General features: G+C 70.5%; 29 protein-coding genes and 1 pseudogene. 22 read left to right on the top strand and 8 right to left on the bottom strand.

Going from position 1 to position 25,276, the window contains the following annotated elements; all coding sequences use genetic code 11:
- Window positions 1-47: 47 nt before the first annotated feature.
- Window positions 48-728 carry an HU family DNA-binding protein gene (locus ACFZBD_RS10985; RefSeq protein ID WP_391138906.1) on the top strand — a complete coding sequence of 227 codons (681 nt, stop codon included), beginning with the start codon at window positions 48-50 and terminating at the stop codon, window positions 726-728.
- 140 nt (window positions 729-868) lie between these two features.
- Here the strand turns inward: ACFZBD_RS10985 and ACFZBD_RS10980 are convergent, their stop codons facing one another.
- Together ACFZBD_RS10980 and cofC are read right to left on the bottom strand one after the other, a co-directional pair.
- On the bottom strand, window positions 869-1,072 hold the full coding sequence (locus ACFZBD_RS10980; RefSeq protein ID WP_391138904.1) for a cold-shock protein: 204 nt from the start codon (window positions 1,070-1,072) through the stop codon (window positions 869-871).
- Between the two features lie 9 nt (window positions 1,073-1,081).
- Window positions 1,082-1,729 (bottom strand): 2-phospho-L-lactate guanylyltransferase, encoded by a 648-nt coding sequence (gene cofC, locus ACFZBD_RS10975; RefSeq protein ID WP_391138902.1) that lies wholly within the window; start codon window positions 1,727-1,729, stop codon window positions 1,082-1,084.
- A gap of 137 nt (window positions 1,730-1,866) precedes the next feature.
- Here cofC and ACFZBD_RS10970 point away from each other — a divergent pair, with 137 nt between their 5' ends.
- From ACFZBD_RS10970 to ACFZBD_RS10960, 3 genes are all read left to right on the top strand, one after another.
- A complete protein-coding gene (locus tag ACFZBD_RS10970) occupies window positions 1,867-2,619 on the top strand; it encodes a 1-acyl-sn-glycerol-3-phosphate acyltransferase (RefSeq protein ID WP_391138900.1) in 753 nt (250 codons plus the stop codon).
- Window positions 2,616-3,617, top strand: coding sequence for an NAD(P)H-dependent glycerol-3-phosphate dehydrogenase (locus ACFZBD_RS10965; protein ID WP_391138898.1), 1,002 nt, complete (start codon window positions 2,616-2,618; stop codon window positions 3,615-3,617). Before ACFZBD_RS10970 ends, ACFZBD_RS10965 begins: the two co-directional genes overlap by 4 nt.
- Before the next feature lie 90 nt (window positions 3,618-3,707).
- Window positions 3,708-4,847: a D-alanine--D-alanine ligase gene (locus ACFZBD_RS10960; RefSeq protein WP_391138896.1), complete on the top strand. Its 1,140-nt coding sequence runs from the start codon at window positions 3,708-3,710 to the stop codon at window positions 4,845-4,847.
- 61 nt (window positions 4,848-4,908) lie between these two features.
- Here ACFZBD_RS10960 and ACFZBD_RS10955 read toward each other — a convergent pair whose 3' ends face one another.
- Together ACFZBD_RS10955 and ACFZBD_RS10950 are read right to left on the bottom strand one after the other, a co-directional pair.
- On the bottom strand, window positions 4,909-5,388 hold the full coding sequence (locus ACFZBD_RS10955; protein ID WP_391139655.1) for a DUF3515 family protein: 480 nt from the start codon (window positions 5,386-5,388) through the stop codon (window positions 4,909-4,911).
- 23 nt (window positions 5,389-5,411) lie between these two features.
- Complete coding sequence (locus ACFZBD_RS10950) at window positions 5,412-5,645, bottom strand: Lrp/AsnC family transcriptional regulator (protein ID WP_064070330.1); 234 nt, start codon at window positions 5,643-5,645, stop codon at window positions 5,412-5,414.
- A 218-nt stretch (window positions 5,646-5,863) separates the two neighbouring features.
- On the opposite strand from ACFZBD_RS10950, the gene ACFZBD_RS10945 reads away from it, so the two are divergent.
- Complete coding sequence (locus tag ACFZBD_RS10945; protein ID WP_391138894.1) at window positions 5,864-6,826, top strand: thiamine-phosphate kinase; 963 nt, start codon at window positions 5,864-5,866, stop codon at window positions 6,824-6,826.
- Window positions 6,827-6,891: 65 nt separating this feature from the next.
- Window positions 6,892-7,692 carry a bifunctional hydroxymethylpyrimidine kinase/phosphomethylpyrimidine kinase gene (gene thiD / locus ACFZBD_RS10940; RefSeq protein WP_391139654.1) on the top strand — a complete coding sequence of 267 codons (801 nt, stop codon included), beginning with the start codon at window positions 6,892-6,894 and terminating at the stop codon, window positions 7,690-7,692.
- A gap of 334 nt (window positions 7,693-8,026) precedes the next feature.
- On the opposite strand, the gene rpmB is transcribed toward thiD, so the two are convergent.
- A complete protein-coding gene (rpmB, locus tag ACFZBD_RS10935) occupies window positions 8,027-8,212 on the bottom strand; it encodes a 50S ribosomal protein L28 (RefSeq protein ID WP_003957616.1) in 186 nt (61 codons plus the stop codon).
- Between the two features lie 228 nt (window positions 8,213-8,440).
- On the opposite strand from rpmB, the gene ACFZBD_RS10930 reads away from it, so the two are divergent.
- The 9 genes from ACFZBD_RS10930 to mutM all read left to right on the top strand — a co-directional run bounded on the left by ACFZBD_RS10930 (window position 8,441) and on the right by mutM (window position 17,637).
- Window positions 8,441-10,078: a DAK2 domain-containing protein gene (locus ACFZBD_RS10930; RefSeq protein ID WP_391138891.1), complete on the top strand. Its 1,638-nt coding sequence runs from the start codon at window positions 8,441-8,443 to the stop codon at window positions 10,076-10,078.
- 174 nt (window positions 10,079-10,252) lie between these two features.
- Window positions 10,253-12,403 (top strand): ATP-dependent DNA helicase RecG, encoded by a 2,151-nt coding sequence (gene recG, locus ACFZBD_RS10925; protein WP_391139652.1) that lies wholly within the window; start codon window positions 10,253-10,255, stop codon window positions 12,401-12,403.
- Window positions 12,404-12,476: 73 nt separating this feature from the next.
- A complete protein-coding gene (gene rsmD, locus ACFZBD_RS10920; protein WP_391138889.1) occupies window positions 12,477-13,061 on the top strand; it encodes a 16S rRNA (guanine(966)-N(2))-methyltransferase RsmD in 585 nt (194 codons plus the stop codon).
- A 26-nt stretch (window positions 13,062-13,087) separates the two neighbouring features.
- Window positions 13,088-13,579, top strand: a complete 492-nt coding sequence (gene coaD / locus ACFZBD_RS10915; protein ID WP_391139651.1) for a pantetheine-phosphate adenylyltransferase — start codon at window positions 13,088-13,090, stop codon at window positions 13,577-13,579.
- A 121-nt stretch (window positions 13,580-13,700) separates the two neighbouring features.
- Window positions 13,701-14,774 (top strand): ATP synthase F0 subunit B, encoded by a 1,074-nt coding sequence (locus tag ACFZBD_RS10910; RefSeq protein WP_391138887.1) that lies wholly within the window; start codon window positions 13,701-13,703, stop codon window positions 14,772-14,774.
- A 128-nt stretch (window positions 14,775-14,902) separates the two neighbouring features.
- Entirely contained in the window at window positions 14,903-15,595 is a 693-nt protein-coding gene (locus tag ACFZBD_RS10905; protein WP_391138885.1) for a YceD family protein, read from the top strand.
- A gap of 2 nt (window positions 15,596-15,597) precedes the next feature.
- Window positions 15,598-15,771, top strand: coding sequence for a 50S ribosomal protein L32 (gene rpmF / locus ACFZBD_RS10900; RefSeq protein WP_030496967.1), 174 nt, complete (start codon window positions 15,598-15,600; stop codon window positions 15,769-15,771).
- 19 nt (window positions 15,772-15,790) lie between these two features.
- Entirely contained in the window at window positions 15,791-16,603 is an 813-nt protein-coding gene (gene rnc / locus ACFZBD_RS10895) for a ribonuclease III (RefSeq protein WP_391138882.1), read from the top strand.
- A gap of 173 nt (window positions 16,604-16,776) precedes the next feature.
- Window positions 16,777-17,637 carry a bifunctional DNA-formamidopyrimidine glycosylase/DNA-(apurinic or apyrimidinic site) lyase gene (mutM, locus tag ACFZBD_RS10890; RefSeq protein ID WP_391138879.1) on the top strand — a complete coding sequence of 287 codons (861 nt, stop codon included), beginning with the start codon at window positions 16,777-16,779 and terminating at the stop codon, window positions 17,635-17,637.
- 13 nt (window positions 17,638-17,650) lie between these two features.
- Here the strand turns inward: mutM and ACFZBD_RS10885 are convergent, their stop codons facing one another.
- Window positions 17,651-18,034, bottom strand: coding sequence for a winged helix-turn-helix transcriptional regulator (locus ACFZBD_RS10885; protein ID WP_391138877.1), 384 nt, complete (start codon window positions 18,032-18,034; stop codon window positions 17,651-17,653).
- A gap of 119 nt (window positions 18,035-18,153) precedes the next feature.
- On the opposite strand from ACFZBD_RS10885, the gene ACFZBD_RS10880 reads away from it, so the two are divergent.
- The 3 genes from ACFZBD_RS10880 to ACFZBD_RS10870 all read left to right on the top strand — a co-directional run bounded on the left by ACFZBD_RS10880 (window position 18,154) and on the right by ACFZBD_RS10870 (window position 20,017).
- Window positions 18,154-18,738, top strand: coding sequence for an NAD(P)H-dependent oxidoreductase (locus ACFZBD_RS10880; RefSeq protein WP_391138875.1), 585 nt, complete (start codon window positions 18,154-18,156; stop codon window positions 18,736-18,738).
- Between the two features lie 278 nt (window positions 18,739-19,016).
- A complete protein-coding gene (locus ACFZBD_RS10875) occupies window positions 19,017-19,775 on the top strand; it encodes a hypothetical protein (RefSeq protein WP_391138873.1) in 759 nt (252 codons plus the stop codon).
- Window positions 19,772-20,017 carry a hypothetical protein gene (locus ACFZBD_RS10870; protein ID WP_391138871.1) on the top strand — a complete coding sequence of 82 codons (246 nt, stop codon included), beginning with the start codon at window positions 19,772-19,774 and terminating at the stop codon, window positions 20,015-20,017. The genes ACFZBD_RS10875 and ACFZBD_RS10870 overlap by 4 nt, the downstream gene beginning before the upstream one ends.
- Before the next feature lie 557 nt (window positions 20,018-20,574).
- Here the strand turns inward: ACFZBD_RS10870 and ACFZBD_RS10865 are convergent.
- Window positions 20,575-21,132: an AAA family ATPase gene (locus ACFZBD_RS10865; protein ID WP_391138869.1), complete on the bottom strand. Its 558-nt coding sequence runs from the start codon at window positions 21,130-21,132 to the stop codon at window positions 20,575-20,577.
- Entirely contained in the window at window positions 21,129-21,887 is a 759-nt protein-coding gene (locus ACFZBD_RS10860; RefSeq protein WP_391138867.1) for a UTRA domain-containing protein, read from the bottom strand. Before ACFZBD_RS10860 ends, ACFZBD_RS10865 begins: the two co-directional genes overlap by 4 nt.
- A 366-nt stretch (window positions 21,888-22,253) precedes the next feature.
- Between ACFZBD_RS10860 and ACFZBD_RS10855 the strand changes: the two genes are divergently transcribed.
- From ACFZBD_RS10855 to ACFZBD_RS10840, 4 genes and pseudogenes are all read left to right on the top strand, one after another.
- Window positions 22,254-22,421, top strand: a complete 168-nt coding sequence (locus ACFZBD_RS10855) for a hypothetical protein (RefSeq protein WP_391138865.1) — start codon at window positions 22,254-22,256, stop codon at window positions 22,419-22,421.
- 26 nt (window positions 22,422-22,447) lie between these two features.
- Window positions 22,448-23,842 carry a replication initiator protein RepSA gene (gene repSA, locus ACFZBD_RS10850; protein WP_391139650.1) on the top strand — a complete coding sequence of 465 codons (1,395 nt, stop codon included), beginning with the start codon at window positions 22,448-22,450 and terminating at the stop codon, window positions 23,840-23,842.
- Window positions 23,843-23,844: 2 nt separating this feature from the next.
- Window positions 23,845-24,042 (top strand): helix-turn-helix domain-containing protein, encoded by a 198-nt coding sequence (locus ACFZBD_RS10845; protein WP_391138863.1) that lies wholly within the window; start codon window positions 23,845-23,847, stop codon window positions 24,040-24,042.
- Window positions 24,042-25,276 (top strand): annotated as a pseudogene (locus ACFZBD_RS10840) (tyrosine-type recombinase/integrase). The gene ACFZBD_RS10845 and the pseudogene ACFZBD_RS10840 overlap by 1 nt, the downstream one beginning before the upstream one ends.

The following is a 25,276-nucleotide window of genomic DNA, read 5'->3' as shown; positions in this document are numbered from 1 at the left end:
AAAAGCTTGAACACTTTCGTTCTGGCAATGTCTCCGAAGGGGAAGACGTGAACAAGGCGCAGCTCGTAGAAGCGATTGCCGACAAGCTCGGCGGCCGTCAGCAGGCCGCGGACGCTGTCGACGCGGTGCTGGACGCGATCGTGCGTGCCGTGGTCGGCGGGGACCGGGTTTCGGTCACCGGCTTCGGTTCGTTCGAGAAGGTCGACCGTCCCGCCCGGTACGCGCGTAACCCGCAGACGGGTGAGCGCGTGCGGGTCAAGAAGACCTCGGTTCCGCGCTTCCGTGCGGGTCAGGGCTTCAAGGACCTGGTCAGCGGCTCGAAGAAGCTCCCCAAGGGAGGCGAGGTCTCGGTCAAGAAGGCGCCCAAGGGCAGCCTTTCCGGCCCCTCGGCGACCATCTCCAAGACCGCCGGCAAGAAGGCCGCGGCCAAGAAGACCTCCGCCGCCGCGGCGAAGAAGGCCGCCGCCAAGAAGACCTCCGCGGCCCCGGCGAAGAAGACCACCGCCACCGCGAAGAAGACCACCGCCACCAAGACCGCGAGCGCCGCCAAGAAGACGACGACCGCCAAGAAGGCGACGCCGGCGAAGACCGCCGCCACCGCGAAGAAGACCACCGCCAAGAAGACCGCCCCGGCGAAGAAGGCCACGGCGAAGAAGGCGCCGGCGAAGAAGACCACCGCGCGCAAGACCACCACCGCCAAGAAGACCACCACCGCCCGCAAGAAGTAAGCGGCGCACGGTCGCAGGGCCACTCACACGCCGGGCCGGGCTCCCCCAGGGGAGCCCGGCCCGCGGCGTTGACCCGGCCGTACGGGCGAGGGCCCGTCCCGGCCGCGCGCGACACGGCGGTACGCGGTACGGCCCGGAGGTCAGAAGGTCTGGAGCGTCACCAGCGTGATCCGCGGCCCGGCGGACCCGGCCTCGGTCTCGATCCGCACCCGCTGCCCCGGACGCAGCAGCCGCAGCCCGCCCGCGTCGAAGGCGTCCGTCCCGAAGTCCAGCGGGGTGCCGTCGTCGAGCAGCACACTTCCGCTGCGGGTCTCGGGGTCGTAGGTGTACGCGGTCGCCTGCATGGCCGCAGCCTATCCGGCGGCCCGGTCCCAGTGGGCCGCCGTCCGCGGACCGACACCGAGCGCGAGCGCGGCCGCCAGATCCTCCCCGGTGTCCACGTCCCGGCGCACGGAATCCACCCCCGTCAGCCGTATTTCCACCGCCCCCGTCGACGAATGCCGACGCCGTGAGGCGCCCCCGAAAGCAGGGGCCAATTCCACCCCCGGCCCTGCCGAGAGGAATGTCGTACCGATTTCCGCGGCATCCGCGAGAAATGCCCGGGGGTATTTCCCGGCCGCCCGCAGCACCCGCTCAAGCTCCGCCGGGCGCAGAGCGGGGAGGTCCGCGTTCAGCGCCGCCACCCGCGCTCCCGGCCGCCCCTCGCGCACCGCGCGCGCCCCGTGGGCCAGCGCCGCGTTGAGCCCGGCGGCGGGGGAGTCCGGCACGATCCGCGCCCCCAGCGCCGCCAGGGCGGCCGCCGCCTCCGGATCGTCCGTGACGACCGCCACATCCCGCACCCGCGGACATTCCAGCGCCGCCGCCACCGTGTCCAGCGCGAACGCCAGCGCGAGCCGACGCCGCGACCGGGCACCGGCGGCCGCCGCGAGCCGGCTCTTCGCCCGCGCGAGGGGCTTCAGGGGAACGACCAGGGACCAGCCGTCATCCGGATCGGTGTTCATCGGGGCCATTGTGGCCCCGCTCGTGGTCAGGCTGTCCGGCGGGAGCCACGGCGCGGGGCGTACGGTGTTCTCGACAGACCGGGAGCATGGGGCGACACTTGGCCCCCTGCAACCCAGTCCCAGAGGAAGGTGTCCGAGTGTCCCGCCGCAGAATCGGCTTCTGGTACCGCCTGGCGGCGGTCATCGCCAAACCGCCACTGGTGGTTCTGTTCAAACGGGACTGGCGAGGAACGGAACACATTCCGGACGACGGTGGATTCATCACCGCCGTCAACCACAACTCTTATCTGGACCCGCTGTCCTACGCGCATTACCAGTACAACACCGGGCGCGTGCCGCGCTTTCTCGCCAAGGCCGGCCTCTTCAAGGGATCGTTCGTCGGCACGATCCTGCGCGGCACCGGCCAGATCCCCGTCTACCGCGAATCCACCGACGCGCTGGACGCCTTCCGCGCCGCCGTCGAGGCCATCGAGCGCGGCGAGTGCGTCGCCTTCTACCCCGAGGGCACCCTCACCCGCGACCCCGACATGTGGCCCATGGCCGGCAAGACCGGCGCCGCCCGCGTCGCCCTGCTCACCCGGGCCCCCGTCATCCCGGTCGCCCAGTGGGGCGCCAACCTCGCGATGCCGCCGTACGCCAAGGAGAACAAGCTCCGCCTGTTCCCCCGCAAGACGCTGATCGTCCAGGCCGGGCCGCCCGTCGACCTCTCCCGGTTCCACGGCCAGGAGCCGACGCCCGAGGTGCTGCGCGAGGCGACCGAGGCCATCATGGCCGCGATCACCGCCCTCCTGGAGGACGTGCGCGGCGAGAAGGCCCCGGCCGCGCCGTACGACCACCGCAAGGCACGGCTGGAACAGCGGCGCAAGACCGCCGGAGAGGGCAAGAAGTGACCAAGGCAGCCGTCTTCGGTACGGGATCGTGGGGCACCGCCTTCGGCATGGTGCTCGCCGACGCGGGCTGCGAGGTGACCCTCTGGGGCCGCCGCGCGGAGCTCGCCGAGGCCATCAACACCACCCGCACCAACCCCGACTATCTGCCGGGCGTCGAGCTCCCGGTGAACGTCCGGGCCACCACCGACCCCGCCGAGGCCGCCCGGGACGCCGACTTCACCGTCCTCGTCGTGCCCTCGCAGACGCTGCGCGCCAACCTCGCCGCCTGGGCCCCCGACCTGGCCCCCGGCACCGTCCTCGTCTCCCTCATGAAGGGCGTCGAACTCGGCACCGCCAAGCGCATGAGCGAGGTGGTCACCGAGGTCGCCGACGTGCCCGTGGAGCGCGTCGCCGTCCTCACCGGCCCCAACCTGGCCCGGGAGATCGCCGCCCGGCAGCCCGCCGCCGCCGTCGTGGCCTGCGCCGACGAGTCCGTCGCCCAGCGGCTCCAGACCGCCTGTATGACCCCGTACTTCCGCCCGTACACCAACACCGACGTCGTCGGCTGCGAACTCGGCGGAGCGGTCAAGAACGTCATCGGCCTCGCCGTGGGCATCGCCGACGGCATGGGACTCGGCGACAACTCCAAGGCCACCCTCATCACCCGCGGCCTCGCCGAGACCACCCGTCTCGGCCTCGCCATGGGCGCCGACCCGCTCACCTTCTCCGGCCTCGCCGGCCTCGGCGACCTGGTGGCCACCTGCTCCTCGCCGCTCTCCCGCAACCACACCTTCGGCACCAACCTCGGCCGCGGGATGACGCTGCAGGAGACCATCGCCGCGACCAAGCAGACCGCCGAGGGCGTCAAGTCCTGCGAATCGGTCCTCGACCTGGCCCGCCGCCACGGTGTCGACATGCCGATCACCGAGACCGTCGTCTCGATCGTCCACGAGGGCAAGCCGCCGATCGTCGCGCTGAAGGAACTGATGTCCCGCAGCGCCAAGTCCGAGCGCCGCTGACCCCGCCGCCGGGAGCCCCGTTGCGCCGGACGCGCGGGGCGCACCGGGGCTCTCGGGCACGTCGGGGACGCAAGGTACGCTCAACGCGATATGAGCGAGAACACCCAGAGCCCCCGCAAGCCGCGCGTGGCCGTCGTCTTCGGCGGACGCAGCTCGGAGCACGCCATCTCCGTCGTCACCGCAGGTGCCGTCCTGCGCGCCATCGACCGGGACAAGTACGACGTGCTGCCCATCGGCATCACCACCGACGGGCGCTGGGCGCTGACCGCCGACGCCCCCGAGCGGATGGCCATCGCCGAGCGCGCCCTGCCGAACGTCTCCGACCTCGCCGAGTCGGAGCGGGGCGGTGTCGTCCTCTCCGTCGACCCCGCCAACCGCGAGGTCGTGTACGCCGAGCCCGGCGCCGTGCCGCAGGCCCTCGGCGAGGTCGACGTCGTCTTCCCGATGCTGCACGGCCCGTACGGCGAGGACGGCACGCTCCAGGGTCTGCTCGAACTCTCCGGCGTCCCCTACGTCGGCGCGGGCGTCCTCGCCTCCGCCGTCGGACAGGACAAGGAGTACATGAAGCGGGTGTTCACCTCCTTCGGGCTGCCCGTCGGCCCGTACGAGGTCATCAGGCCCCGCGAGTGGGAGCAGAACCCCGCCGCCGCCCGCAAGAAGATCGTCGAGTTCGCCGCCGAGCACGGCTGGCCGCTCTTCGTGAAGCCCGCACGCGGCGGTTCCTCCATGGGCATCACCAAGGTCGACGACCTCTCCGGCCTCGACGAGGCCATCGAGGAGGCCCGGCGCCACGACCCCAAGATCCTCGTCGAGTCGCTGCTGCGCGGCCGCGAGATCGAGTGCGGCGTCCTGGAGTTCGAGGACGGCCCGCGCGCCAGCGTCCCCGCCGAGATCCCGCCCGTCACCGACCACGACTTCTACGACTTCGAGGCGAAGTACATCGACTCGGCCTCCGGGATCGTGCCGGCGCCGATCGGCGACGAGGCCACCGCCGAGGTCCAGCGCCTGGCGGTCGCCGCCTACGAGGCCGTCTCCTGCGAGGGTCTGGTCCGCGCCGACTTCTTCCTCACGGAGGACGGCGACTTCGTCATCAACGAGATCAACACCATGCCCGGCTTCACGCCGATCTCCATGTACCCGCGCATGTGGCAGGAGAGCGGGATCGGCTACCCCGAGCTGGTCGACCGGCTGATCCAGGCCGCGCTGACCCGCTCCACGGGCCTGCGCTGACGGACGGCCGGGACCGGGGCCCCGGCCCCGGCCGGGCCAGGCGGGACTTTCCGGGCACGCCCTAGAGGCTGTCCGGGACCGTCTTCTCGATGGAGGCGGCGAGATCCGCGAGCGGGCCGACGTCGTGCGCGTACCGCGCGTCCAGCGACACCTCGACATACGCCTTCCGGTACGTCGTGGTGAAGCGGGGCCCGTCGCCCTCCCGCCGCTCGAAGAGCCAGGTCACGCCTTCGGCGTCGACCCCCTGAGCCTGGGGATCATTCATCTTCTCGGGCCGGGGGACGCCGCAGCGCAGTACGATCGCCGCGTCCCCCCACCCGGCGGTCAGTTCGGACCCTGGCTCCGGATCGTTCCGTTCCAGCCCCGCCACGGTGTCGGGAAGCTCCTTCGCCAGGGCCTGGCAGAAGGCGGCTTCCTCCGCCGGAGGGCGGGGAATGGGGGCCGACGCCTTCGCGTCCGTGGAGGAGCAGCCCGCGACGGACAGCAGCAGCACGGCCGCCGCCGCGGCGGCGGGCAGGCCGAAGGGCCGGTGGGAAGACATCACCGGCCAAGGGTAGACGGGGGCTACAGATGCACGACCGGGCAGGTGAGGGTTCGCGTGATGCCGTCCACTTGCTGGACCTTGGCGACCACCATGCGGCCGAGTTCGTCGACCGTGTCGGCCTGGGCGCGGACGATCACGTCGTACGGGCCCGTCACGTCCTCCGCCTGGATCACCCCCGGGATCTTCGCGATGGTCTCGGCGACGGTCGACGCCTTGCCCACCTCGGTCTGGATGAGGATGTACGCCTGTACCACGGAACCTCCAGGGCGACCACGAGGATCTTGTGGGAGAAAGGGACGCCACGGTACCGCGTCGCCGAGGGCCGCGGGGAGACCTGCGCGCTCAGAGGCGCCCACAGTGTGGCGTACGCACGACAGAAGTTGACGGTCCACTTGACGGTATCTGGCGCAGTGACGGCTCGCGACCCGCGGTCGGCGCGCACGGCCGGCACGACAACACGAGGTGAGACGCGGTGAAGGGCACAGTCGGCGAGTTGGGTGAGTTCGGGCTCATCAGGGAGCTCACGTCCCGGCTCACCTCCACCCCGGCGGTACGGGTCGGGCCGGGCGACGACGCCGCGGTCGTCTCCGCGCCCGACCGGCGCGTGGTGGCCAGCACGGACATCCTCCTCGAAGGGCGTCACTTCCGCCGCGACTGGTCGACGGCGTACGACGTCGGCCGCAAGGCGGCCGCGCAGAACCTGGCCGACATCGCGGCGATGGGCGCGGTCCCCACCGCGCTCCTGCTCGGCCTGGTCGTCCCCGCCGAGCTCCCCGTCACCTGGCCCACCGAGCTGATGGACGGCCTGCGCGACGAGTGCCAGGTCGCCGGCGCGGCCGTGGTCGGCGGCGATGTCGTCCGCGGCGACACGATCACCGTCGCCATCACCGCCCTCGGCGACCTGCGCAACCACGACCCGGTGACCCGGGGCGGCGCGCAGCCCGGGGACGTCGTGGCGTACACGGGCTGGCTCGGCTGGTCCGCCGCCGGCTACGCGGTCCTCTCCCGGGGCTTCCGCTCGCCCCGCGCGTTCGTCGAGGCCCACCGCCGGCCGGAGCCGCCGTACCACGCGGGCCCCGCGGCCGCCGGGCTCGGCGCCACCGCCATGTGCGACGTCAGCGACGGACTCATCGCCGACCTCGGCCACATCGCGGAGGCCAGCAAGGTCCGCATCGACCTGCGCTCCGGCCTCATCGACATCCCCACCCAGATGAACGACATCGGCCAGGCCGTCGGCGTGGACCCGCTGCAGTGGGTGCTGACCGGAGGCGAGGACCACGCGATCGTGGCCACCTTCCCGCCGGACGTGAAGCTTCCGGCCCGCTGGAAGGTCATCGGCGAGGTCCTCAACCCCTCGGCGCTGCCCCAGGTGACCGTCGACGGCGCGCCGTGGCACAGCACGGGCGGCTGGGACCACTTCGGGGAGACCGAGTGAGCGCGGAGCCGGGTGCGGTCGACGTCACGGAGCCGGGCCCGGTCGAAGGCACGGAGCCGGGTGCGGTGGGCCGGGTGCACCCGCCCCTGGTGCTGACGGTCGCCGGCTCCGACTCCGGCGGCGGCGCGGGCGTCCAGGCCGACCTGAAGGCCATGCTCGCCCTCGGCGTCCACGGCATGAGCGTGATCACCGCCGTCACCGCCCAGAACTCCCGGGGCGTCCACGGAGCCTGGGAGCTGCCCGAGGAGGCCGTACGCGCGCAGTACCGCGCCGTCGTCGACGACATCGGCGTCCAGGCGGTCAAGACCGGCATGCTGGCCTCCGCGACGCTCGTCGAGACCGTCGCCGAGCTGCTCGCGGCCACGGACGCCCCCGTGGTCGTCGACCCCGTCGGCGTCTCCAAGCACGGGGACCCGCTGCTCGCGGCCTCCGCGCTGGATTCCGTACGGAAGCGGCTGCTGCCGGTCGCGACCGTCGCCACGCCCAACCTGGACGAGGTGACACAGCTCACCGGCGTCACCGTCGTCCGGGAGAGCGACATGCGGGTCGCGGCCGAGGCGATCCTGGCGTACGGCCCGCGCTGGGCGCTGATCAAGGGCGGCCACCTGCCCACCGGCGACACGGCCGTCGACCTGCTCACGGACGGCTCCGAGGAGCTGTGGCTTCGGGCGCCCCGCCACGACAACCGGCACACGCACGGGACGGGCTGCACGCTGGCCTCCGCGGTGGCGTCGGGGCTCGCGAAGGGGCTGCCGGTCCCCGAGGCCGTCCAGGAGGCCAAGGAGTACGTCACCGGGGCGATAGCCGCCGGCTTCGCCCTGGGCACCGGCATCGGCCCGGTCGACCACGGCTGGCGCTTCCGCTAAGGGCTGTCCCGTCATGCCTGGTGGATCAGCGCGCGGCGTCAGATGCGGTGCATCGCAAGGCGGAGGCACGCCCGCATACTGGATGTATTCGGGCGTGCCGACAACGCGGCGAGGTGCCGTAGCTGTCGTCGCGCGCCCGCCGGGGATTACGGGACAGCCCTGGGGCGCGCGCGTGGGGGAGGCCCGCTCCGGCGGGCCCGCTTCCGCGGCTCCCGTGTCCGGGCATGGCAAAAGGCCGGTTCACCGAGGTGAACCGGCCTTTCAAGGCAACCGCAGGGGCTGCGCTACGACGAAACGTCGGCGGGATCATCCCCGCTGACGCGGGGAGCATCACTTAGCGCGAGACCTTGCCGGCCTTGATGCACGAGGTGCAGACGTTGAGCCGCTTCGGCGTCCGACCGACCACTGCACGCACGCGCTGGATGTTCGGGTTCCAGCGACGGGACGTACGGCGGTGCGAGTGCGAAATGTTGTTGCCGAAGCCCGGCCCCTTGCCGCAGACGTCGCAGTTGGCAGCCACGGGTCACTCCAAAGACTTCAGATTTACAGTGAAATCCGGCGCACCGGAATCAGAGTTCTGAAGTGGCTTGCCGGGGGAATGGCCCGACTCTCGCCGGGCAACCGAAGCAGCATACAACGGCTGCTCCCGTGGAACGAAACTACCACGATCGCCCCGGCCCCCGCCCCGGCCCGGGGCGCCGAGCGGTCTACCCTGCGAGGCAGCCAGCAGCTCAAGGAGGACCACCAGGTGCCGCAGACCGCGCAGACCCTCGACGCCGCAGCGGTCCGATCCTGGTGCGTACGGGCGCTGGAGGCGCTCGGCCGGGAGCGCGAGGAGATCGACGCGATCAACGTCTATCCCGTCGCCGACGGGGACACCGGCACCAACCTCTATCTGACCGTGGAATCCGCCGCCAGTGCGGTGGACGCCGTCTTCGACGCCTGCGCACCGGCCCCCGTCTCCGCTGGACGAACCGGGGCCGCGGCCGGCGAAGGACCCGCGGTGGACCCCGTGGACGCCATACGGGCCATGGCGCACGGCGCCCTCATCGGAGCCCGGGGCAACTCCGGGACCATCCTGTCGCAGCTGCTGCGCGGCATGGCCTCCGTCCTCGCGGACGGCCGTGACGGGGATCACCTCGCCCGCGCGCTGGCCGCCGCGGCCACCGCCGCCCGCCGGGCCGTCGCCCACCCGGTCGAGGGGACCATCCTCAGCGTCGCCCACGCGGCCGCCGACGCCTGCGCCGGCGGCGGCAGCCTGGTGACGGTGGCCAGGGGGGCGTACGAGGGCGCCAGGACGGCCCTGGAGGCGACCCCCGGCCAACTGGCCGTGCTCGAACGCGCCGGGGTCGTGGACGCCGGCGGACGGGGTCTGGTCGCCGTCCTCGGCGCACTGGTCGAGGCCGTCTCCGGGGAGGCGCAGCTACGTCCCGTACGCCCCGCGCGCCCCGTGCCGGCCGAGGAGTGCGCCGGCGAGGACGACCGCCGGGGGCCGGCCTTCGAGGTGATCTACCTCCTGGAAGCGCCCGACGAGGCCGTGGAGCGCCTGCGCACCCGCCTCGACGAGCTGGGCGACTCCCTCGTCGTCGTGGGCGGCGACGGGCTGTGGAACGTCCACGTCCACGTCGACGACGCCGGAGCGGCGGTCGAGGCGGGCGTGGAGGCCGGACGGCCGTACCGCATCCGGATCACCCACTTCGCGGGCGTGGCCCCGCGCGAGCAGGCCCAGCGCGCGGTCGTCGCCGTGGTCCCGGGCGACGGCATCGCGGGCCTGTGCGAGGAGGCCGGCGCCACGACCGTCCTCGCCCGCCCCGGCAGACCCCCCGCCAGCGGCGACCTGGTCGACGCGATCCGCCGGGCCCACGCGCGCGAGGTGGTCCTGCTGCCCAACGACACCGACCTGCGGCACACCGCGGGCGCCGCCGCCGAACAGGTCCGCGCCGAGGGCATCAGGGTCGCCCTCATCCCCACCCGCGCCGCCGTCCAGGGCATCGCGGCCCTCGCCGTCCACGAACCGGAGCGCCGCTTCGACGAGGACGTGGTGGCGATGACCGCGGCGGCCGGCGCGACCCGCTACGCCGAACTGGCCGTCGCCGAACGGCAGTCCTTCACCTCGGCGGGCGTCTGCCAGGCCGGCGACGTCCTCGGCCTGATCGAGGGCGATGTCGCCGTCATCGGCCAGGACCCGACGACGACGGCCCTGACCGTCCTCGACCGCATGCTGTCGGCAGGCGGCGAACTGGTCACCCTGATCGTCGGGGACGACGCCCCGGAGTCGCTGGCGGCCGCCCTCGAACAGCACGTCCGAGGCACCCACTTGGCCGTGGACACCGCCGTCTACCACGCCGGCCCCGGCGCCCCGCCGCTGCTGATCGGCGTGGAGTAGACCCGGCCCGCCGGGCGGTTCGTCCACAGCCTGCGGGACGGTTGTCGGTCCCGTGGTGTGCAATGGATCGCGTGCCCGCGCTCGACGAACCACTGACCACATCGCCCGAGGGGAGCCGCCGTGCTGCTCGGTGACCCGCTCAAGAACGTCCTCGGCGCCGCCACCGCCAAGGCGATGGCCGACCACCTCGACCTCCACACGGTCGGCGACCTGCTCCACCACTACCCCCGGCGCTACGCCGAACGCGGCGAGCTGACCGCCCTCGCCGACCTCCCCCTGGACGAGCACGTAACGGTCGTCGCACAGGTCGCCGACGCCCGCGTGCTGACCTTCAACAAGGGCGGACGGGGCAAGGGCCAGCGCCTGGAGGTCACGATCACCGACGGCAGCGGCCGGATGCAGCTCGTCTTCTTCGGCCGGGCGGTCTTCTTCCACCAGAAGGAGCTGCTGCCCGGCCGGCGCGGGATGTTCGCCGGCAAGGTCGGGCTGTTCAACCGCAAGCTCCAGCTCTCCCACCCGGAGTACAAACTCCTGGACGCCGACAGCGACGCCGAGCAGGTCAAGGCCTTCGCGAGCGAGCTGCTGCCGATCTACCCCGCCTGCAAGCAGCTGGAATCCTGGACCATCGAGCAGTCCGTCTCCATCGTCCTGGACTCCCTGGCCGCCACCGGTTGGGCCGGACTCGCCGACCCCCTGCCGTCCGCCCTGCGCGAGGGCCGCGGCCTCACCGACCTGCCCGACGCGCTGCGCAAGGTGCACCGGCCGCGGACCAAGGCCGACATCGAGGACGCCCGGCAGCGGCTCAAGTGGGACGAGGCGTTCGTCCTCCAGGTCGCCCTCGCCCGCCGCCGCTTCGCCGACACCCAGCTGCCCGCCGTCGCCCGCAGACCCGCCCCCGGGGGCCTCCTCGACGCCTTCGACGCCAAGCTGCCCTTCACCCTCACCGACGGCCAGCGGAAGGTCTCCGCGGAGATCTTCGACGACCTCGCCACCGAACACCCCATGCACCGCCTCCTCCAGGGAGAGGTCGGCAGCGGAAAGACGATGGTCGCCCTGCGCGCCATGCTCGCCGTCGTCGACGCCGGGGGACAGGCCGCCATGCTCGCCCCCACCGAGGTCCTCGCCCAGCAGCACCACCGCTCGATCACCGAGATGATGGGCGAGCTCGCCGAGGGCGGCACCCTCGGCGGCGCCGAGCACGCCACCAAGGTCGTCCTCCTCACCGGCTCCATGGGCGCGGCCGCCCGCCGCCACGCCCTCCTCGACCTCGTCACCGGCGAGGCCGGCATCGTCATCGGCACCCACGCCCTGATCGAGGACAAGGTCAAGTTCCACGACCTCGGCCTGGTCGTCGTCGACGAACAGCACCGCTTCGGCGTGGAACAGCGCGACGCCCTGCGCGGCAAGGGCAAACAGCCCCCGCACCTGCTCGTGATGACCGCCACCCCCATCCCGCGCACCGTCGCCATGACCGTCTTCGGCGACCTGGAGACCTCCGTCCTGGACCAGCTGCCCGCCGGACGCTCCCCGATCGCCAGCCACGTCGTCCCCGCCGCCGACAAGCCCCACTTCCTCACCCGCGCCTGGGACCGCGTCCGCGAGGAGGTGGAGAACGGCCACCAGGCCTACGTCGTCTGCCCCCGCATCGGCGACGGCGAGGACGACCCCAAGGCCAAGAAGAAGCCCTCCGCCGAGGACGACGCCGAGAAGCGCCCGCCGCTGGCCGTCCTGGAGGTCGCCGAGAAGCTCACCGCCGGCCCGCTCGCCGGACTGCGCGTCGAGGTCCTGCACGGCAGGATGTACCCCGACGACAAGGACGCCGTCATGCGCCGCTTCGCCGCCGGCGAGGCCGACGTCCTCGTCGCCACCACCGTCATCGAGGTCGGCGTCAACGTCCCCAACGCCACCGCCATGGTGATCATGGATGCCGACCGCTTCGGCGTCTCCCAGCTCCACCAGCTCCGAGGGCGCGTCGGCCGCGGCGCCGCCCCCGGCCTCTGCCTCCTGGTCACCGAGATGCCCGAGGCGAGCCCCGCCCGGCAGCGCCTCGGCGCCGTCGCCTCCACCCTCGACGGCTTCGAGCTCTCCCGGATCGACCTCGAACAGCGCCGCGAGGGCGACGTCCTCGGCCAGGCCCAGTCCGGGGTCCGCTCCTCGTTGCGGATGCTCACCGTCATCGACGACGAGGACGTCATCACCGCCGCCCGCGAGGAGGCCACCGCCGTCGTCCACGCCGACCCGGACCTCACCGCCCACCCCGAGCTGCGCATCGCCCTCGACGCGCTCCTGGACAAGGAGCGGGAGGAGTTCCTGGACAAGGGGTGACGCCACACCCCGGCCCCGGCCATATCGTGGAGGCGCAGACCCGAGTCCCGAAGAGAAACGGCGAGGACCTCAGATGACCCGCGTGATCGCCGGCACCGCCGGCGGACGCCGACTGGCCGTGCCGCCCGGCACCGGCACCCGCCCCACCTCCGACCGGGCGCGCGAGGGCCTCTTCTCCACCTGGGAGGCGCTCCTCGGCACCCTGGACGGGACGCGGGTCGCCGACCTCTACGCCGGCTCCGGCGCCGTCGGCCTGGAAGCGCTCTCCCGGGGCGCGGCCCACGCCCTCCTCGTCGAGGCCGACACCCGGGCCGCCAGGACCGTCCGCGACAACGTCCGCGCCCTCGGGCTGCCCGGCGCCGAGGTCCGTACCGGCAAAGCGGAACAGATCGTGACGGGCCCGGCGCCCGCCGACCCCTACGACCTCGTCTTCCTCGACCCGCCGTACGCCGTCTCGGACGACGATCTTCGGGAGATCCTGCTCACACTCCGCTCCGGGGGCTGGATCGGCGACGACGCCCTCGTCACCGTGGAGCGCAGCACCCGAGGCGGAGAATTCGGCTGGCCGGCCGGTTACGAGCCATTGCGGGCCCGTCGCTACGGCGAGGGAACGTTTTGGTACGGTCGCGCCGCCTCTACGTGCGAAGACGCACGATGACCGGACCGGAGAGCGAGGGACCCACGTTGCGCCGCGCCGTCTGTCCGGGGTCATTCGACCCCATCACCAACGGACATCTCGACATCATCGCCCGCGCCTCCAAGCTGTACGACGTCGTGCACGTCGCGGTGATGATCAACCAGTCCAAGAAGGGCCTGTTCACGGTCGACGAGCGGATCGAACTGATCCACGAGGTGACCGCCGACTTCGGCAACGTCGAGGTCGAGTCCTTCCACGGCCTCCTCGTCGACTTCTGCAAGCAGCGGGACATCCCCGCCATCGTCAAGGGCCTTCGCGCGGTCAGCGACTTCGACTACGAGCTGCAGATGGCCCAGATGAATATCGGCCTCTCGGGCGTCGAGACGCTGTTCGTCCCCACCAACCCCACCTACAGCTTCCTGTCGTCCTCGCTGGTCAAGGAGGTCGCCGCCTGGGGCGGCGACGTCTCGCACCTGGTGCCCGAGGCCGTCCTCGGCAGGCTCACCGAGCGGCTCGCCGAGCAGCGCGGCGGGCAGTGACCCGCACGCCACCGCGCGCGACCGCCACTGACAGACCGTCACCCGGTGTCGGACGGGGGACGACTGCCCTTACAGTCGTCCCGTCCGTCTCCATCCAGCTGTAGAGAGTGGCGAGCACCCGGTGGACGTGCAGAAGAAGCTCGACGAGATCGTTTCGACGGTCACCCACGCCCGGTCCATGCCCATGTCGGCGTCCTGCGTCGTCAACCGGGCCGAGCTGCTCGCCCTGCTCGACGAGGTGCGACAGGCCCTGCCCGGCTCCCTGGCCCAGGCCCAGGAGCTGATCGGCGGGCGGGAGCAGATGGTCGAGCAGGCCCGCCAGGAGGCCGAGCGGATCATCGAGGCCGCCCACGCCGAGCGCGGCTCGCTGATCTCCGACACCCAGGTCGCCCGCCGCTCCCAGGACGAGGCGGAGCGGATCCTCGACGAGGCCCGCCGCGAGGCCGAGGAGATCCGCGCCGAGGCCGACGACTACGTCGACTCCAAGCTCGCCAACTTCGAGGTCGTCCTCAACAAGACCATCGGCTCCGTCGACCGCGGCCGCGAGAAGCTGCTCGGCCGCGGCCCCGGTCTCGACGCGCAGGGGTACGCCGACGAGGACGCCCCCGAGTACAGCTCGGACCCGCAGACCCTGATCCACCGGGCCGACGAGTACGTCGACGCCAAGCTCGGCGCCTTCGAGGCGGTGCTCTCCAAGACCCTGGAGGCGGTCGGCCGCGGCCGGCAGAAGCTCCACGGCCGGATCGCCACCGACGACCTCGGCGCCCACATGGCGGCCCAGGACGCGGCCGGGGGAGCGGTGCACACCAGTGACGCCGACTATCTGGCCGGACTCGCCGAGCTGGCGGACCCCGCGCCGGTGGGCCGGCAGGCCCCGGAGCAGGCCCCGCAGGTCCCGGCCCAGCACCCCGACCCGTACGGCACCGCCGCCTCCCACACCCAGGGCTACGGCGAGCAGGCCCAGCTCCCGCAGCAGGACGCGTACGCCTACCAGACCCAGGACCCGTACGCGTACCAGAACCAGGGCCAGGACCCGTACGCCTACCAGCAGCCCTACGCCTACGAGCAGCAGCACCAGGTCCAGCAGCACCAGGTCCCGCAGCAGCAGCAGGCGGCGGCGCTCGACGAGACCAGCTTCTTCGACACCGGCATGATCGACCTGGAGCAGCTGCGCCGGTACGAGCAGGGGCAGTGAGCCCGGTGGCGGCCCCGGCCCGGATTGGGTCCTGAGCGAAGCGTCCAGTATCCTGGCTCTTCGGTCGCGCGTATGCCCGCGATCCATGCTGCCCGCTTCGCCTCTCGACGCGCACCCATCGTGTCCCGATGCGAGCACGGCAGCCGCCTCACGATCCGAAAGCAGGAAGAACCCTGAGCACGCGTCTCGACCACCGCAATCCCCTCGTGTTCGACACACACGAGCTGGGGCGGCGTCCTGGTGCCCTCCAGCGGCTCTCCCGTTCGGTGTCGGCCCCGGCCGACCTCGGGGTCGAAGGGGTCGTCGGTGTGCCGGAAGGCGCGCCTGTGGAGATCGAGCTCCGTCTCGAGTCGGTCATGGAAGGGGTGCTCGTCACAGGCACCGCCCGTGCATCGGCCGCAGGGGAGTGCGTAAGGTGTCTGGAGCCCGTCGAGCTCGAGCTCGACGTGGACTTCCAGGAGATGTTCTCGTACCCCGACTCCGACGACCGGGGCCGCTCCAAGGCGGCCGCGGACGACGAAGCCGAGGACGACGAGGACATGATTCCCCTCGAGGACGGCATGTTCGACCTCGAACCCGTGCTGCGTGATGCGGTGGTGCTCGCACTGCCGATGCAGCCGGTGTGCCGGGAGGACTGTGCGGGTCTGTGTTCCGAATGTGGGACCAACCTGAACGACAATCCGGACCACCACCATGACGCCGTCGACATCCGTTGGGCGGCACTGCAGGGACTCGCCGGTTCGCTGGGAACCGATGAGAAGGACAACATGAGCGGCGACGGGCCTGGGTCTGCACGCGCCGCCGAGAAGCAGGAGAAGTAGCCGTGGCTGTTCCGAAGCGGAAGATGTCGCGCAGCAACACGCGCCACCGCCGGTCGCAGTGGAAGGCTGCGGTCCCCACCCTGGTTTCGTGTGAGCGTTGCCAGGAGCCGAAGCAGCAGCACATCGCGTGCCCGAGCTGCGGCACCTACAACAAGCGCCAGGTCCTCTCGGTCTGAGTGGCTGGTGAGAGGCGCAATGTCTGAGTCCCACACGTCGGACAACAAGACGGACAATGCCTCGTCCCACACGCTTCTGGAAGGGCGGCTCGGGTATCAGCTCGAGTCCGCCCTTCTGGTGCGTGCGCTGACCCACCGCTCGTACGCGTACGAGAACGGCGGTCTGCCCACCAACGAGCGGCTGGAGTTCCTCGGGGACTCCGTGCTCGGCCTGGTGGTCACGGACACGCTGTACCGCACCCACCCCGACCTGCCCGAAGGCCAGCTGGCCAAGTTGCGGGCCGCGGTGGTCAACTCGCGTGCGCTGGCGGAGGTGGGCCGCGGCCTCGAACTCGGCTCCTTCATCCGGCTCGGCCGGGGCGAAGAGGGCACGGGCGGCCGGGACAAGGCGTCCATCCTTGCCGACACCCTTGAAGCGGTGATCGGCGCGGTCTATCTCGACCAGGGCCTCGATGCGGCGTCCGAGCTGGTGCACCGGCTCTTCGACCCGCTGATCGAGAAGTCCTCGAACCTCGGTGCAGGACTGGACTGGAAGACCAGCCTCCAGGAACTCACCGCGGCCGAGGGCCTGGGGGTCCCGGAGTACCTCGTCTCCGAGACGGGCCCGGACCACGAGAAGATCTTCACTGCTGCCGCCCGCGTCGGTGGTGTCTCGTACGGCACCGGCACCGGCCGCAGCAAGAAGGAAGCGGAGCAGCAGGCCGCGGAGTCCGCGTGGCGTGCGATCCGCGCGGCCGCGGACGAGCGGGTGGCCGCGGCGAAGGCCGCGGCCGAGGCGGGAACGGAGGAGATCGCCGACGTCTCCTCCCCCGCGGATCAGGCATCCGCCTGAGGCCACACCCTTCCTGACGACCCCGCCCGGAACCTCCACGAGGTTCCGGGCGGGGTCGTTCGCGTGAGGCCCCTCCTCCCACCGGCTCGGGCCGGGACTCCTCGGAGCGGGGGGGGCGAACCCCGGGCGGTAGGCTGACGGGCGTCGTTCCCGTACCCCTCCGGAGGAGTCACGTGCCCGAGCTGCCCGAGGTCGAGGTCGTACGGCGCGGGCTCGAGCGCTGGATCGACGGGCGGACCGTGGGCGAGGTCGAGGTGCTCCACCCGCGGGCCGTGCGCCGGCACCCGGCCGGCGGGGACGACTTCGCGGCGCGGCTGAGGGGCCACCGGTTCGGGACCGCCCGCCGGCGCGGCAAGTACCTCTGGATCCCGCTCGCCGACGAGGACGTCTCCGTCCTCGGACACCTCGGCATGAGCGGCCAGCTCCTCGTGCAGCCGGAGAGTGCTCCCGCCGAGAAGCACCTGCGGATCCGCGTCCGGTTCGACGACGCCCTCGGCACGGAGCTGCGCTTCGTCGACCAGCGCACCTTCGGCGGTCTCTCGCTCCACGACAACACTCCGGACGGCCTGCCCGACGTCATCGCGCACATCGCGCGCGACCCGCTGGACCCGGCGTTCGACGACGCCGCCTTCCAGGCCGCGCTCCGCCTGCGCCGTACGACCATCAAGCGCGCGCTGCTCGACCAGTCGCTGATCAGCGGCGTCGGCAACATCTACGCCGACGAGGCGCTCTGGCGCGCCCGACTGCACTACGAACGCCCCACCGCGACCCTGACCCGCCCCCGCTCGGCCGAACTGCTCGGCCACGTGCGGGACGTCATGAACGCCGCGCTCGCCGCCGGCGGGACCAGCTTCGACAGCCTCTACGTCAACGTCAACGGCGAATCCGGCTATTTCGACCGCTCGCTTGACGCGTACGGGCGCGAGGACGAGCCGTGCCGCCGCTGCGGTACGCCGATGCGGCGCCGGCCCTGGATGAACAGGTCCAGCTACTTCTGTCCGCGCTGCCAGCGACCGCCCCGCACCGTCCTCTGAGCACGGCCGCCCGTCACGGCGCGGCGGTCTCGCGCGCCGCGTCGTACTCCGCGCGGGCCGTGAGCACCTGCGGCATCCGCCCCTCGACCAGGTCGATCAGGCCGTGCAGATGCTCGGCGATCTCCCGGCCGAGCGGCGTCAGGCGGTAGTCCACCCGCGGCGGGTTGGTCGGCCGTGCCTCGCGGTGGACCAGACCGTCCCGCTCCAGGGCGTGCAGCGTCTGCGACAGCATCTTCTCGCTCACCCCGTCGACCCGGCGCCGCAGCTCGTTGAAGCGGTACGAGCCTTCGTACAGCGCGCCCAGGGTGAGGCTGCCCCATCGGCCCGTCACATGCTCGAGCGTCTCGCGCGAGGTGCAGGCCCGGGCGAACACGTCGAACACCAGCTCGTCAGTCATGCCCTCTACCATACCCGCGCGCAGCGCTGTGTATCAGTGTGCGCTAACTCATGGCTTGCACTAACCAGAAGTTAGTGCTCTACTTCTGGTCATCGCCCCCCGCTGATGAGGAGTCCCCCATGACCGCGCCCGTCGTCTCCATCGCCTACCACTCCGGCTTCGGCCACACCGCCGTCGTCGCCGAGGCCGTCCGTGACGGCGCCGCCGACGCCGGTGCCACCGTGCACCTGATCAAGGTGGACGAGATCACCGAGGCCGACTGGGAGCTGCTGGACGCCTCCGACGCGATCGTCTTCGGCTCACCGACCTACATGGGCACCGCCTCCGGCGCGTTCCACACCTTCGCCGAGGCCACGTCGAAGCGCTGGTTCACCGACGCCTGGATGGACAAGCTGGCCGCCGGGTTCACCAACTCCGCCTCCAAGAGCGGCGACAAGCTGCACACCCTGCAGTTCTTCCAGACCCTCGCCGCCCAGCACGGCATGACCTGGGTCAACCTCGGCCTGAAGCCGGGCTGGAACACCAGCGACGCCTCCGAGAACGACCTCAACCGCCTCGGCTTCTTCTCCGGCGCCGGCGCCCAGACCCCGAACGACCTGGGCCCCGAGGGCGTCCACAAGGCCGATCTCGCCACCGCCGAGCACCTCGGCCGCCGCGTCGCCACCGTCGCCCGCACCCTCACCGCGGGCCGCGCCGCCGCCTGACCCCCCGGCATGCGAAAGGGCCCCGTCACCGGAGGGTGACGGGGCCCTTTCGCCTATCGGTCAGGCGTGTGGCTCAGAAGCCGAAGAAGTGACAAGCCGGGGATCTGATCTGCGGCTGCGTAATCGATCAACGCTGCGACCTGCGACTTAGCTGTCGATGGTTGTCAGCGGTGGTCGTCGTTGGGCGGCCTTTGACGGCCCCGAGACGGCCCCGAGGGTGGTGCGCGAGCGCGACGAAATGGGCCGTCGCTTGTGAGCTGCTCGTCTATGTTGGTGCGATGCCCATGTCTAACTCGGCTGTGCAGAAGCTTGGCAAGCGGCTTGAGCTTCCCGAAGCCGTGTCGGAAGACGACCTCACTCTGCTTGAAGACCTCCTCATCGATTACAGCGAGCTGCTGACAGCAGTCCGTGGAGTCGTTGACGAACTATGCGACGTCTTGGATTGGCCACTGGGCGTGACACATCGACTCAAGACAACGGACACCCTGATCCAGAAGCTGCAACGGGGGAAGGAACGAGGCTCAAGCACCAACCTTGCTCGGATACAAGACATCGCCGGCATCCGAGTCTCAGGGCGCATCACTTTGACGGAGCAAGATCGACTCAGGGAGATGGTGATCGACCGCTTTGAGCAGGAAGGGGGCAAGTGCTCGGTCAAGGATCGCCGAGAAGACCCGATGGTTGGCTACAGAGCCGTTCACGTCATCGTAGCGATCGGCGGCAGGTTCGTAGAGATTCAGATTCGTACGGTAGGGCAGGACCTATGGGCGAACGTCTTCGAGCGCATCGCTGACATCTTCGGTCGTGGCATCAGGTATGGCGAGCCGCCAGAGGTTGGTGGGGAGGCGGTGACTGACCTCATCTCCTTCATGGAGGGGTTCTCAGCTACGCTGTACGAGATGGAGAAGTCGGTCGACGAAGCAACCGTCTCCAGCGGCGAGCGGGAAGCCAGCCTGGCTCTCCAGGAACCCACACTGGCAACCATGCGTCAGATCTTGCAGGAGACTGAAGACATCAAGGGGAGGCTGGCTACATGAAGGCACTGAAGCACTTCCTGCTTGTCTACGATCGTCACACTGGTGAGACAGACGTTCGGCAAGAGTTTCCGGCCTCTGAGACGCGAGCGGCTCTCCGTGCCAGGTTCCAGCTTGAGCGTGACTTCAGGGGGCATGAGGAGATCGAGATCGTGGTTCTCAGCGGAGCCTCCCTCGAAGGTCTTCGCAAGACGCACTCGCGTTACTTCGGAGGACCCGCCAAGCGTTCGCTTGCGGCGGTCTGACCAGCGTTTAGCGCGAATTTCCTAAGCAATGTAGCGGAGCGTAGTGCTGCTGCGGTGTCGATCTGGCCGCCGGTACTACGCTCCGTCGCTATGCTGACCTTCGGTCACGGAGCGTAGTACCGGCGGCCAGATCGACAAGGGGTCTTGGTTTAAACTTTGCCGGGGCGTGACTCAACGGTTACTTACTCGCCGGAGGTCGGTGGAGCGGCTTTGGGCGGGAGCTGCCATGGGGCGAGTGATCATGGCCCCGTAAGCTGATGGCGCGTCGGGCAGTCTGTGGACCTGCCCGGTAAAGCACGACGTTGGGGCCATGATCTTAGAGGCTCGCCCCATGGTGGCTGCCTAAAGCCGTGGAGCCGACCGGCCCCAGCCGCAGCGGGCTACCGTCTTGCATCTGGCGTGCTCGCTTAGCCGCGCGACCGGCGTAGCCGGGGCCGGAGCGGGCCGAAGGCAGGAGCGTCGGGCCCCGGCGGTGAGCCGGGGAGCGCGCGGCGAGCGGAGCGAGGCGCCTTGATGAGGTAGAGAAACCTGTAACACCCGCCCCGGCATCTTCCGGACTACGGGCGATCTTGCTCCGCCCGAAGAGTCTTCAAGACCGACTCGGGGTCGCCGTCGTAGACAAGGTGGGGCTCGCTGGGCTCCGGGGGCACGAACCGGGTCCGGTAACGGAGCAAGTCGCTCTCCGCGAAGTAGATCGAGTTCGGATCGTCTTCGTGCTGGGCGTTGCGCTTGCTCACCCGGGCCCAGAGTTCTTCATGGCTGGCCTCAAGGTAGACCACTGTCGAGACCGCCCCGGCTTCGGCGGCGAAGGCCTTCCAGCGGGCCCGTTCTTCCGGCGTCCAGAATCCATGGTCGACTACTACGTCGTGTCCGGCGCGCAGGTGTTCCCGGAGTTCGACTGAGGTCTCTTCGAGGATCGGCCGCTCAAGGGTCGGGAACGTACCCCGGGGGAAGTCGACTCCGTACACGCCGTGTCGGCGGAACATCTCCTCGTCCGGGCAGAGCCTCAGGAACCCGCGTGCAGTCAACGCACGGGCCAAAGTCGTCTTGCCTGAACCCGGGAGCCCCACCATGAGGACGCAGAAGGCCGGGCGGGCGGGCTCGGTGGTTGTCACTGGGCGAGTTCCGATTCCGTCTGCCAGGTGCGACCAGGACCGCCGAGGTCGACGCCGTACTCGACTACGGCACCTTCGCTGTCCACGAACTTGGCCGTCATCACGACCACTGGCTTCTTGGGGGCATTCGCGGGGTCTAGCTCCAGGAGCTCGGCGTCCTCTCGCGTGAGCAGACGTGCCGAGGCGGTGTCGAACCGGTGCCTGATCGGTCGACCGGTGGCCTGCGCGATGAGTTGCAGCGACGTTCCCCCCGTCAGCCTTTCGCTCTTCGTGAGCTGGGGGATCAGCTCGCCGTATTGGGCGGGGATCCACGAAGTGGAGTGCGCGACGATGCCGTGCCGGTCGCGATACACCCGGCTTCGCCGGATCACGTTGGACCCGGGCTTGATGTCGAGGGCTTCAGCTACATCTGCGGGCGCCGGCACTACCGAGGCTTGATGCGAGTCGGACCGTTCGCCGGTTCCCCAACTGGATCCGGTGACGAGACCTCGGTCCTGGCGCTGGGCTCCTGACGACATGGGGGCGGGGCGGTCTAGCACCTCGGTCCCGATTCCGTGGATCCCCCTGACGAGACCCTCATTGCGCAGCTTGCGCAGAGCCTTTTCAGCGGTCGCGGTGCTGACGCTCCACTCCTGGGAGAGCGTTTTGATGCTCGGCAGCAGTGAGCCCGGCTGAAGGTCTCCGGACGTGATCAGTGCCGCGTAGTGGGCGGCAATCTGCGCGTAGGGCGCTCGATTGTCGGCCTGGTCCGCCATGGGTCAGCTCCTTCTCGTCTCTGCTTCCCTAGCGTACCCCTTGGCACCCTAGGGTGCCCTAGGGAACCTTAGGGATGTGTTCGCTGTCACGGACAGCGAGGCACGGCACCAACCACTTCTTGCCCAGGGGCGGCGCTCAACCGCCAAGAAGAACCACCGCCCCTGGCTCCCACGAAGGGAAGTTCCATCATGCCTGCTTCTGCTGTGGTCTACCGCCGATCAGCGTTAGGTCGGGCCTGCCCGGCGTGCTTGGAGGGACGGTGCTCCGACCCTGCCGAGTGCCTGTACTTCCTGACCTCACGTCCGTGGGCCGACTGCTCCGCCTGCGAGGGGTCCGGCTGGGCGAGTGAGGACGCTGATCCGGCGATGCTCTTCTGCGAGTACTGCGAGGGCTCCGGCCTCAACGAGCACACCGTCCGCTCCGTCGCCCTGATCGAGGTCAGCGAGGGCGCCAAGCGGCGGCTCGCGAACCACGTCGCTCGCCTCACCGCCTGCGTGTCCCAGTCCGCGGCGTCCGTGGTGGTGGCCGCGTGACGGTCTTCCCCGTTGCCCCGGAGGCCGTGGCCGGTGTCGCGGCCTCCCTGGGTACCGACCCTCTTGCCCTGGCCGACCTCCTGCGGGTCGCGAACACCCCGGGCTTCGAGCGGTGGCGTGAGCAGGTGCGGCGTACGGGTGGCTGCTCGGACCCGATCCACCTGTCCGGCACCACCGTCACCCGCGACCGGGCCACCGGGGATGTCCTGTACTCGTACTCGACGGCCGATGAGCCGGGTGGTCGGTTACGGGTCGCCTGCGGCAACCGCCGTGCCTCCCGCTGCCCGTCCTGCGCCTGGACCTATGCGGGGGACACCTATCACCTGATCCGGGCCGGGATCACCGGTGACGACCGGAAGAACGTCCCCGCCACAGTGCGGGACCATCCCCGGGTCTTCGCCACCCTTACCGCCCCGTCCTTCGGCCCGGTCCACAACCGTCCCGCCTCCGGCCGCTGCCGCTGTGGCACCGCCCACCCGGAGAACTCACCCCTCCTGGGTACGGCCCTCGACCCGGGCACCTACGACTACGCGGGTGCGGTGCTGTGGAACAACCACGCCGGGCACCTGTGGCAGCGCTTCACCATCTACCTGCGCCGCGAGATCGCCGCCCGCGCCGGGATCACCCAGGCCGCGTTGAAGGAGTCGTGCCGGGTGTCCTTTGGGAAGGTCGCCGAGTTCCAGAAACGCGGCGCGATCCACTTTCACGCGGTCCTCCGCCTCGACGGCCCCGACGGACCCGAGACCTCCCCGCCCGGCTGGGCCTCGGCCGCCCTGCTGGACGATGCGATCCGTGCGGCTGCCGCCCGGGTTGCCGTCACCGTCCCGCCCGCCGGCACCCATCCCGAACGGACCCTGCGGTGGGGCACGCAGGTGGACGTGCAGCCGATCGGGGCGCTCGGCCAGGAGGAGCTGACCGAACAAGCCGTCGCCTCCTACGTCGCCAAGTACGCCACCAAAGCCGCCGAGACCACAGGCACCGTCGACCGGCGCATCGGGGAACCGGCGGAGCTGGCCCGCCTCGGTGTCCCGGAGCACACCCGGCGCCTGATCGAAGCCTGCTGGACCCTCGACCCGGACTATCCCGGCCGGATGCTGGCGCGCTGGTCGCACATGCTCGGCTTCCGGGGCCACTTCTCCACCAAATCCCGCGCCTACTCCACCACCCTCGGCGCCCTGCGCCAGACCCGCGCTGACTACCGCGCCGCTCAGGAACGCAAGGAGCGCGGGCTGCCGGGCCCGGGCGACGACCAGGAGGGCTCCACCCTCGTGATCGCCCACTGGACCTACGCAGGACACGGCCACACCCCGGGTGAGTCCTGGCTTGCCCAGTCCATCGCCCGCGACATCAAGGCCAACCGCGACACCGCACGCGAAGCACTCGCAGAACTCGATACCGCCGACACCAACGGGGAGTGGTGACCGTGGCCCGTGTACTTCCAGAGCGCTATCTGACCCCCGTCGACCTGGCGGACCTTCTCGGCATCCCGCTGGAGACCGTCTACCAGTGGCGCCGCAAAGACACCGGGCCCCGCGGCTTCCGCGTTGGCCGGCACCTCCGCTTCGACCCCGAGGACGTACGCGTCTGGGTTACCTCGCTCATGGACAAGGAAGCTGCCTGATGGCCGGACATATCCAGGACCGCTGGTACAAGGCAGAGACCGGCCCGAGTGGCAAGCCGGTCAGGGTCAAGACCGATCGCCATGGCATCGGCATGAGGTATCGGGCGCGCTACGTCGGCCCCGACGGCACCGAGAAGTCCAAGAGCTTTCCTGACAAGCAGAAGCGCAGGGCCGAGACGTGGTTGTCCAACATCGAGGCCGACATGTCGCGTGGCGACTACATCGCCCCTGAGGCAGGCAAGGTCACCTTCGAGCAGTACGCCATCAAGTGGATGAAGACGCAGATGACCGACCCTTCCACTCGCGAGTCCGTCGAGATGCGTCTGCGTCTCCACGCGCTCCCGCACATCGGCAAGCGCCCGATCGGATCGTTCAACCCGACGCACCTTCGCCTCTGGATGAGGATCCTTGAGGACGCGGGACTGTCAGCCGCCTATCGGCGCGGGATCTTTGCTCATGTCTCAACGGTCTTCACGGCCGCCGTGGAGGACCGACTCATCCGGGCCAACCCGTGCAGCTCGCGGTCTGTCAAGGCTCCTCGCCTCGACCCGCGCAAGGTCAAGCCGTGGTCCGCTGATCGTGTCATGGCTGTGCGGGCTGCTCTGCCTGAGCGGTACCAGCGCTTGTCAACCCCGCCGCCGGTTGCGGCCTCCGACAGGGAGAGGTGTTCGGCCTGGCCGTCGAGGATGTCGACTTCCTCGGGGGAGTCGTGCACGTGGTCCGGCAGGTAAAGCTCCTCCGCAACCGGCCCGTGTTCGCCCCGCCCAAGGGTGGCAAGGAGCGGGACGTCCCCCTGCCCGAGTCCATCGCCTTCGCGTTGGCCGGCCACCTCACGCGCTTTCCAGCGGCAGAGGTCACGTTGCCGTGGAAGACGTTGGACGGTCCCCCAGTCACCGCGTCTCTGATCTTCCGGAGCCCTGAGGGTCTCTCTCTGAACCGCAACCGGTTCAACGATCGGCAGTGGCGCCCTGCCCTGCGCGCCGCCGGTGTCGCCAACGGGCGGGACAACGGAATGCATGCGCTCCGACACTTCTACGCATCGGTGCTCTTGGACGCGGGGGAGAGCATCAAGGCTCTGAGCGAGTACCTCGGCCACCATGACCCCGGCTTCACGCTGCGGACGTACACGCACCTCATGCCGTCGAGTCAGACCCGTACGCGGGCCGCCGTAGACGCAGTGTGGGCCGCCCCGGTCGCCGATGACGGCCCCGAGACGGCCCACGCAAGCTCATAG

The sequence above is a fragment of the Streptomyces sp. NPDC008121 genome (assembly GCF_042957155.1).
Classification (GTDB): Bacteria; Actinomycetota; Actinomycetes; order Streptomycetales; family Streptomycetaceae; genus Streptomyces.
The sequence above is the reverse complement of the archived record's forward strand: the minus strand, read 5'-3'. Positions and strand labels throughout refer to the sequence as shown.

Bases quoted from the DNA above. Each gene is read 5' to 3' on its own strand.
- ACFZBD_RS10980 (WP_391138904.1), bottom strand. From the start codon at position 1,072: ATGCAGGCGACCGCGTACACCTACGACCCCGAGACCCGCAGCGGAAGT.
- cofC (WP_391138902.1), bottom strand. From the start codon at position 1,729: ATGAACACCGATCCGGATGACGGCTGGTCCCTGGTCGTTCCCCTGAAG.
- ACFZBD_RS10960 (WP_391138896.1), top strand. From the start codon at position 3,708: ATGAGCGAGAACACCCAGAGCCCCCGCAAGCCGCGCGTGGCCGTCGTC.
- ACFZBD_RS10955 (WP_391139655.1), bottom strand. From the start codon at position 5,388: ATGTCTTCCCACCGGCCCTTCGGCCTGCCCGCCGCCGCGGCGGCGGCC.
- recG (WP_391139652.1), top strand. From the start codon at position 10,253: ATGGCCGACCACCTCGACCTCCACACGGTCGGCGACCTGCTCCACCAC.
- rsmD (WP_391138889.1), top strand. From the start codon at position 12,477: ATGACCCGCGTGATCGCCGGCACCGCCGGCGGACGCCGACTGGCCGTG.
- ACFZBD_RS10905 (WP_391138885.1), top strand. From the start codon at position 14,903: ATGCGAGCACGGCAGCCGCCTCACGATCCGAAAGCAGGAAGAACCCTG.
- rnc (WP_391138882.1), top strand. From the start codon at position 15,791: ATGTCTGAGTCCCACACGTCGGACAACAAGACGGACAATGCCTCGTCC.
- ACFZBD_RS10885 (WP_391138877.1), bottom strand. From the start codon at position 18,034: ATGACTGACGAGCTGGTGTTCGACGTGTTCGCCCGGGCCTGCACCTCG.
- ACFZBD_RS10880 (WP_391138875.1), top strand. From the start codon at position 18,154: ATGACCGCGCCCGTCGTCTCCATCGCCTACCACTCCGGCTTCGGCCAC.
- ACFZBD_RS10875 (WP_391138873.1), top strand. From the start codon at position 19,017: ATGCCCATGTCTAACTCGGCTGTGCAGAAGCTTGGCAAGCGGCTTGAG.
- ACFZBD_RS10870 (WP_391138871.1), top strand. From the start codon at position 19,772: ATGAAGGCACTGAAGCACTTCCTGCTTGTCTACGATCGTCACACTGGT.
- ACFZBD_RS10860 (WP_391138867.1), bottom strand. From the start codon at position 21,887: ATGGCGGACCAGGCCGACAATCGAGCGCCCTACGCGCAGATTGCCGCC.
- ACFZBD_RS10855 (WP_391138865.1), top strand. From the start codon at position 22,254: ATGCTCTTCTGCGAGTACTGCGAGGGCTCCGGCCTCAACGAGCACACC.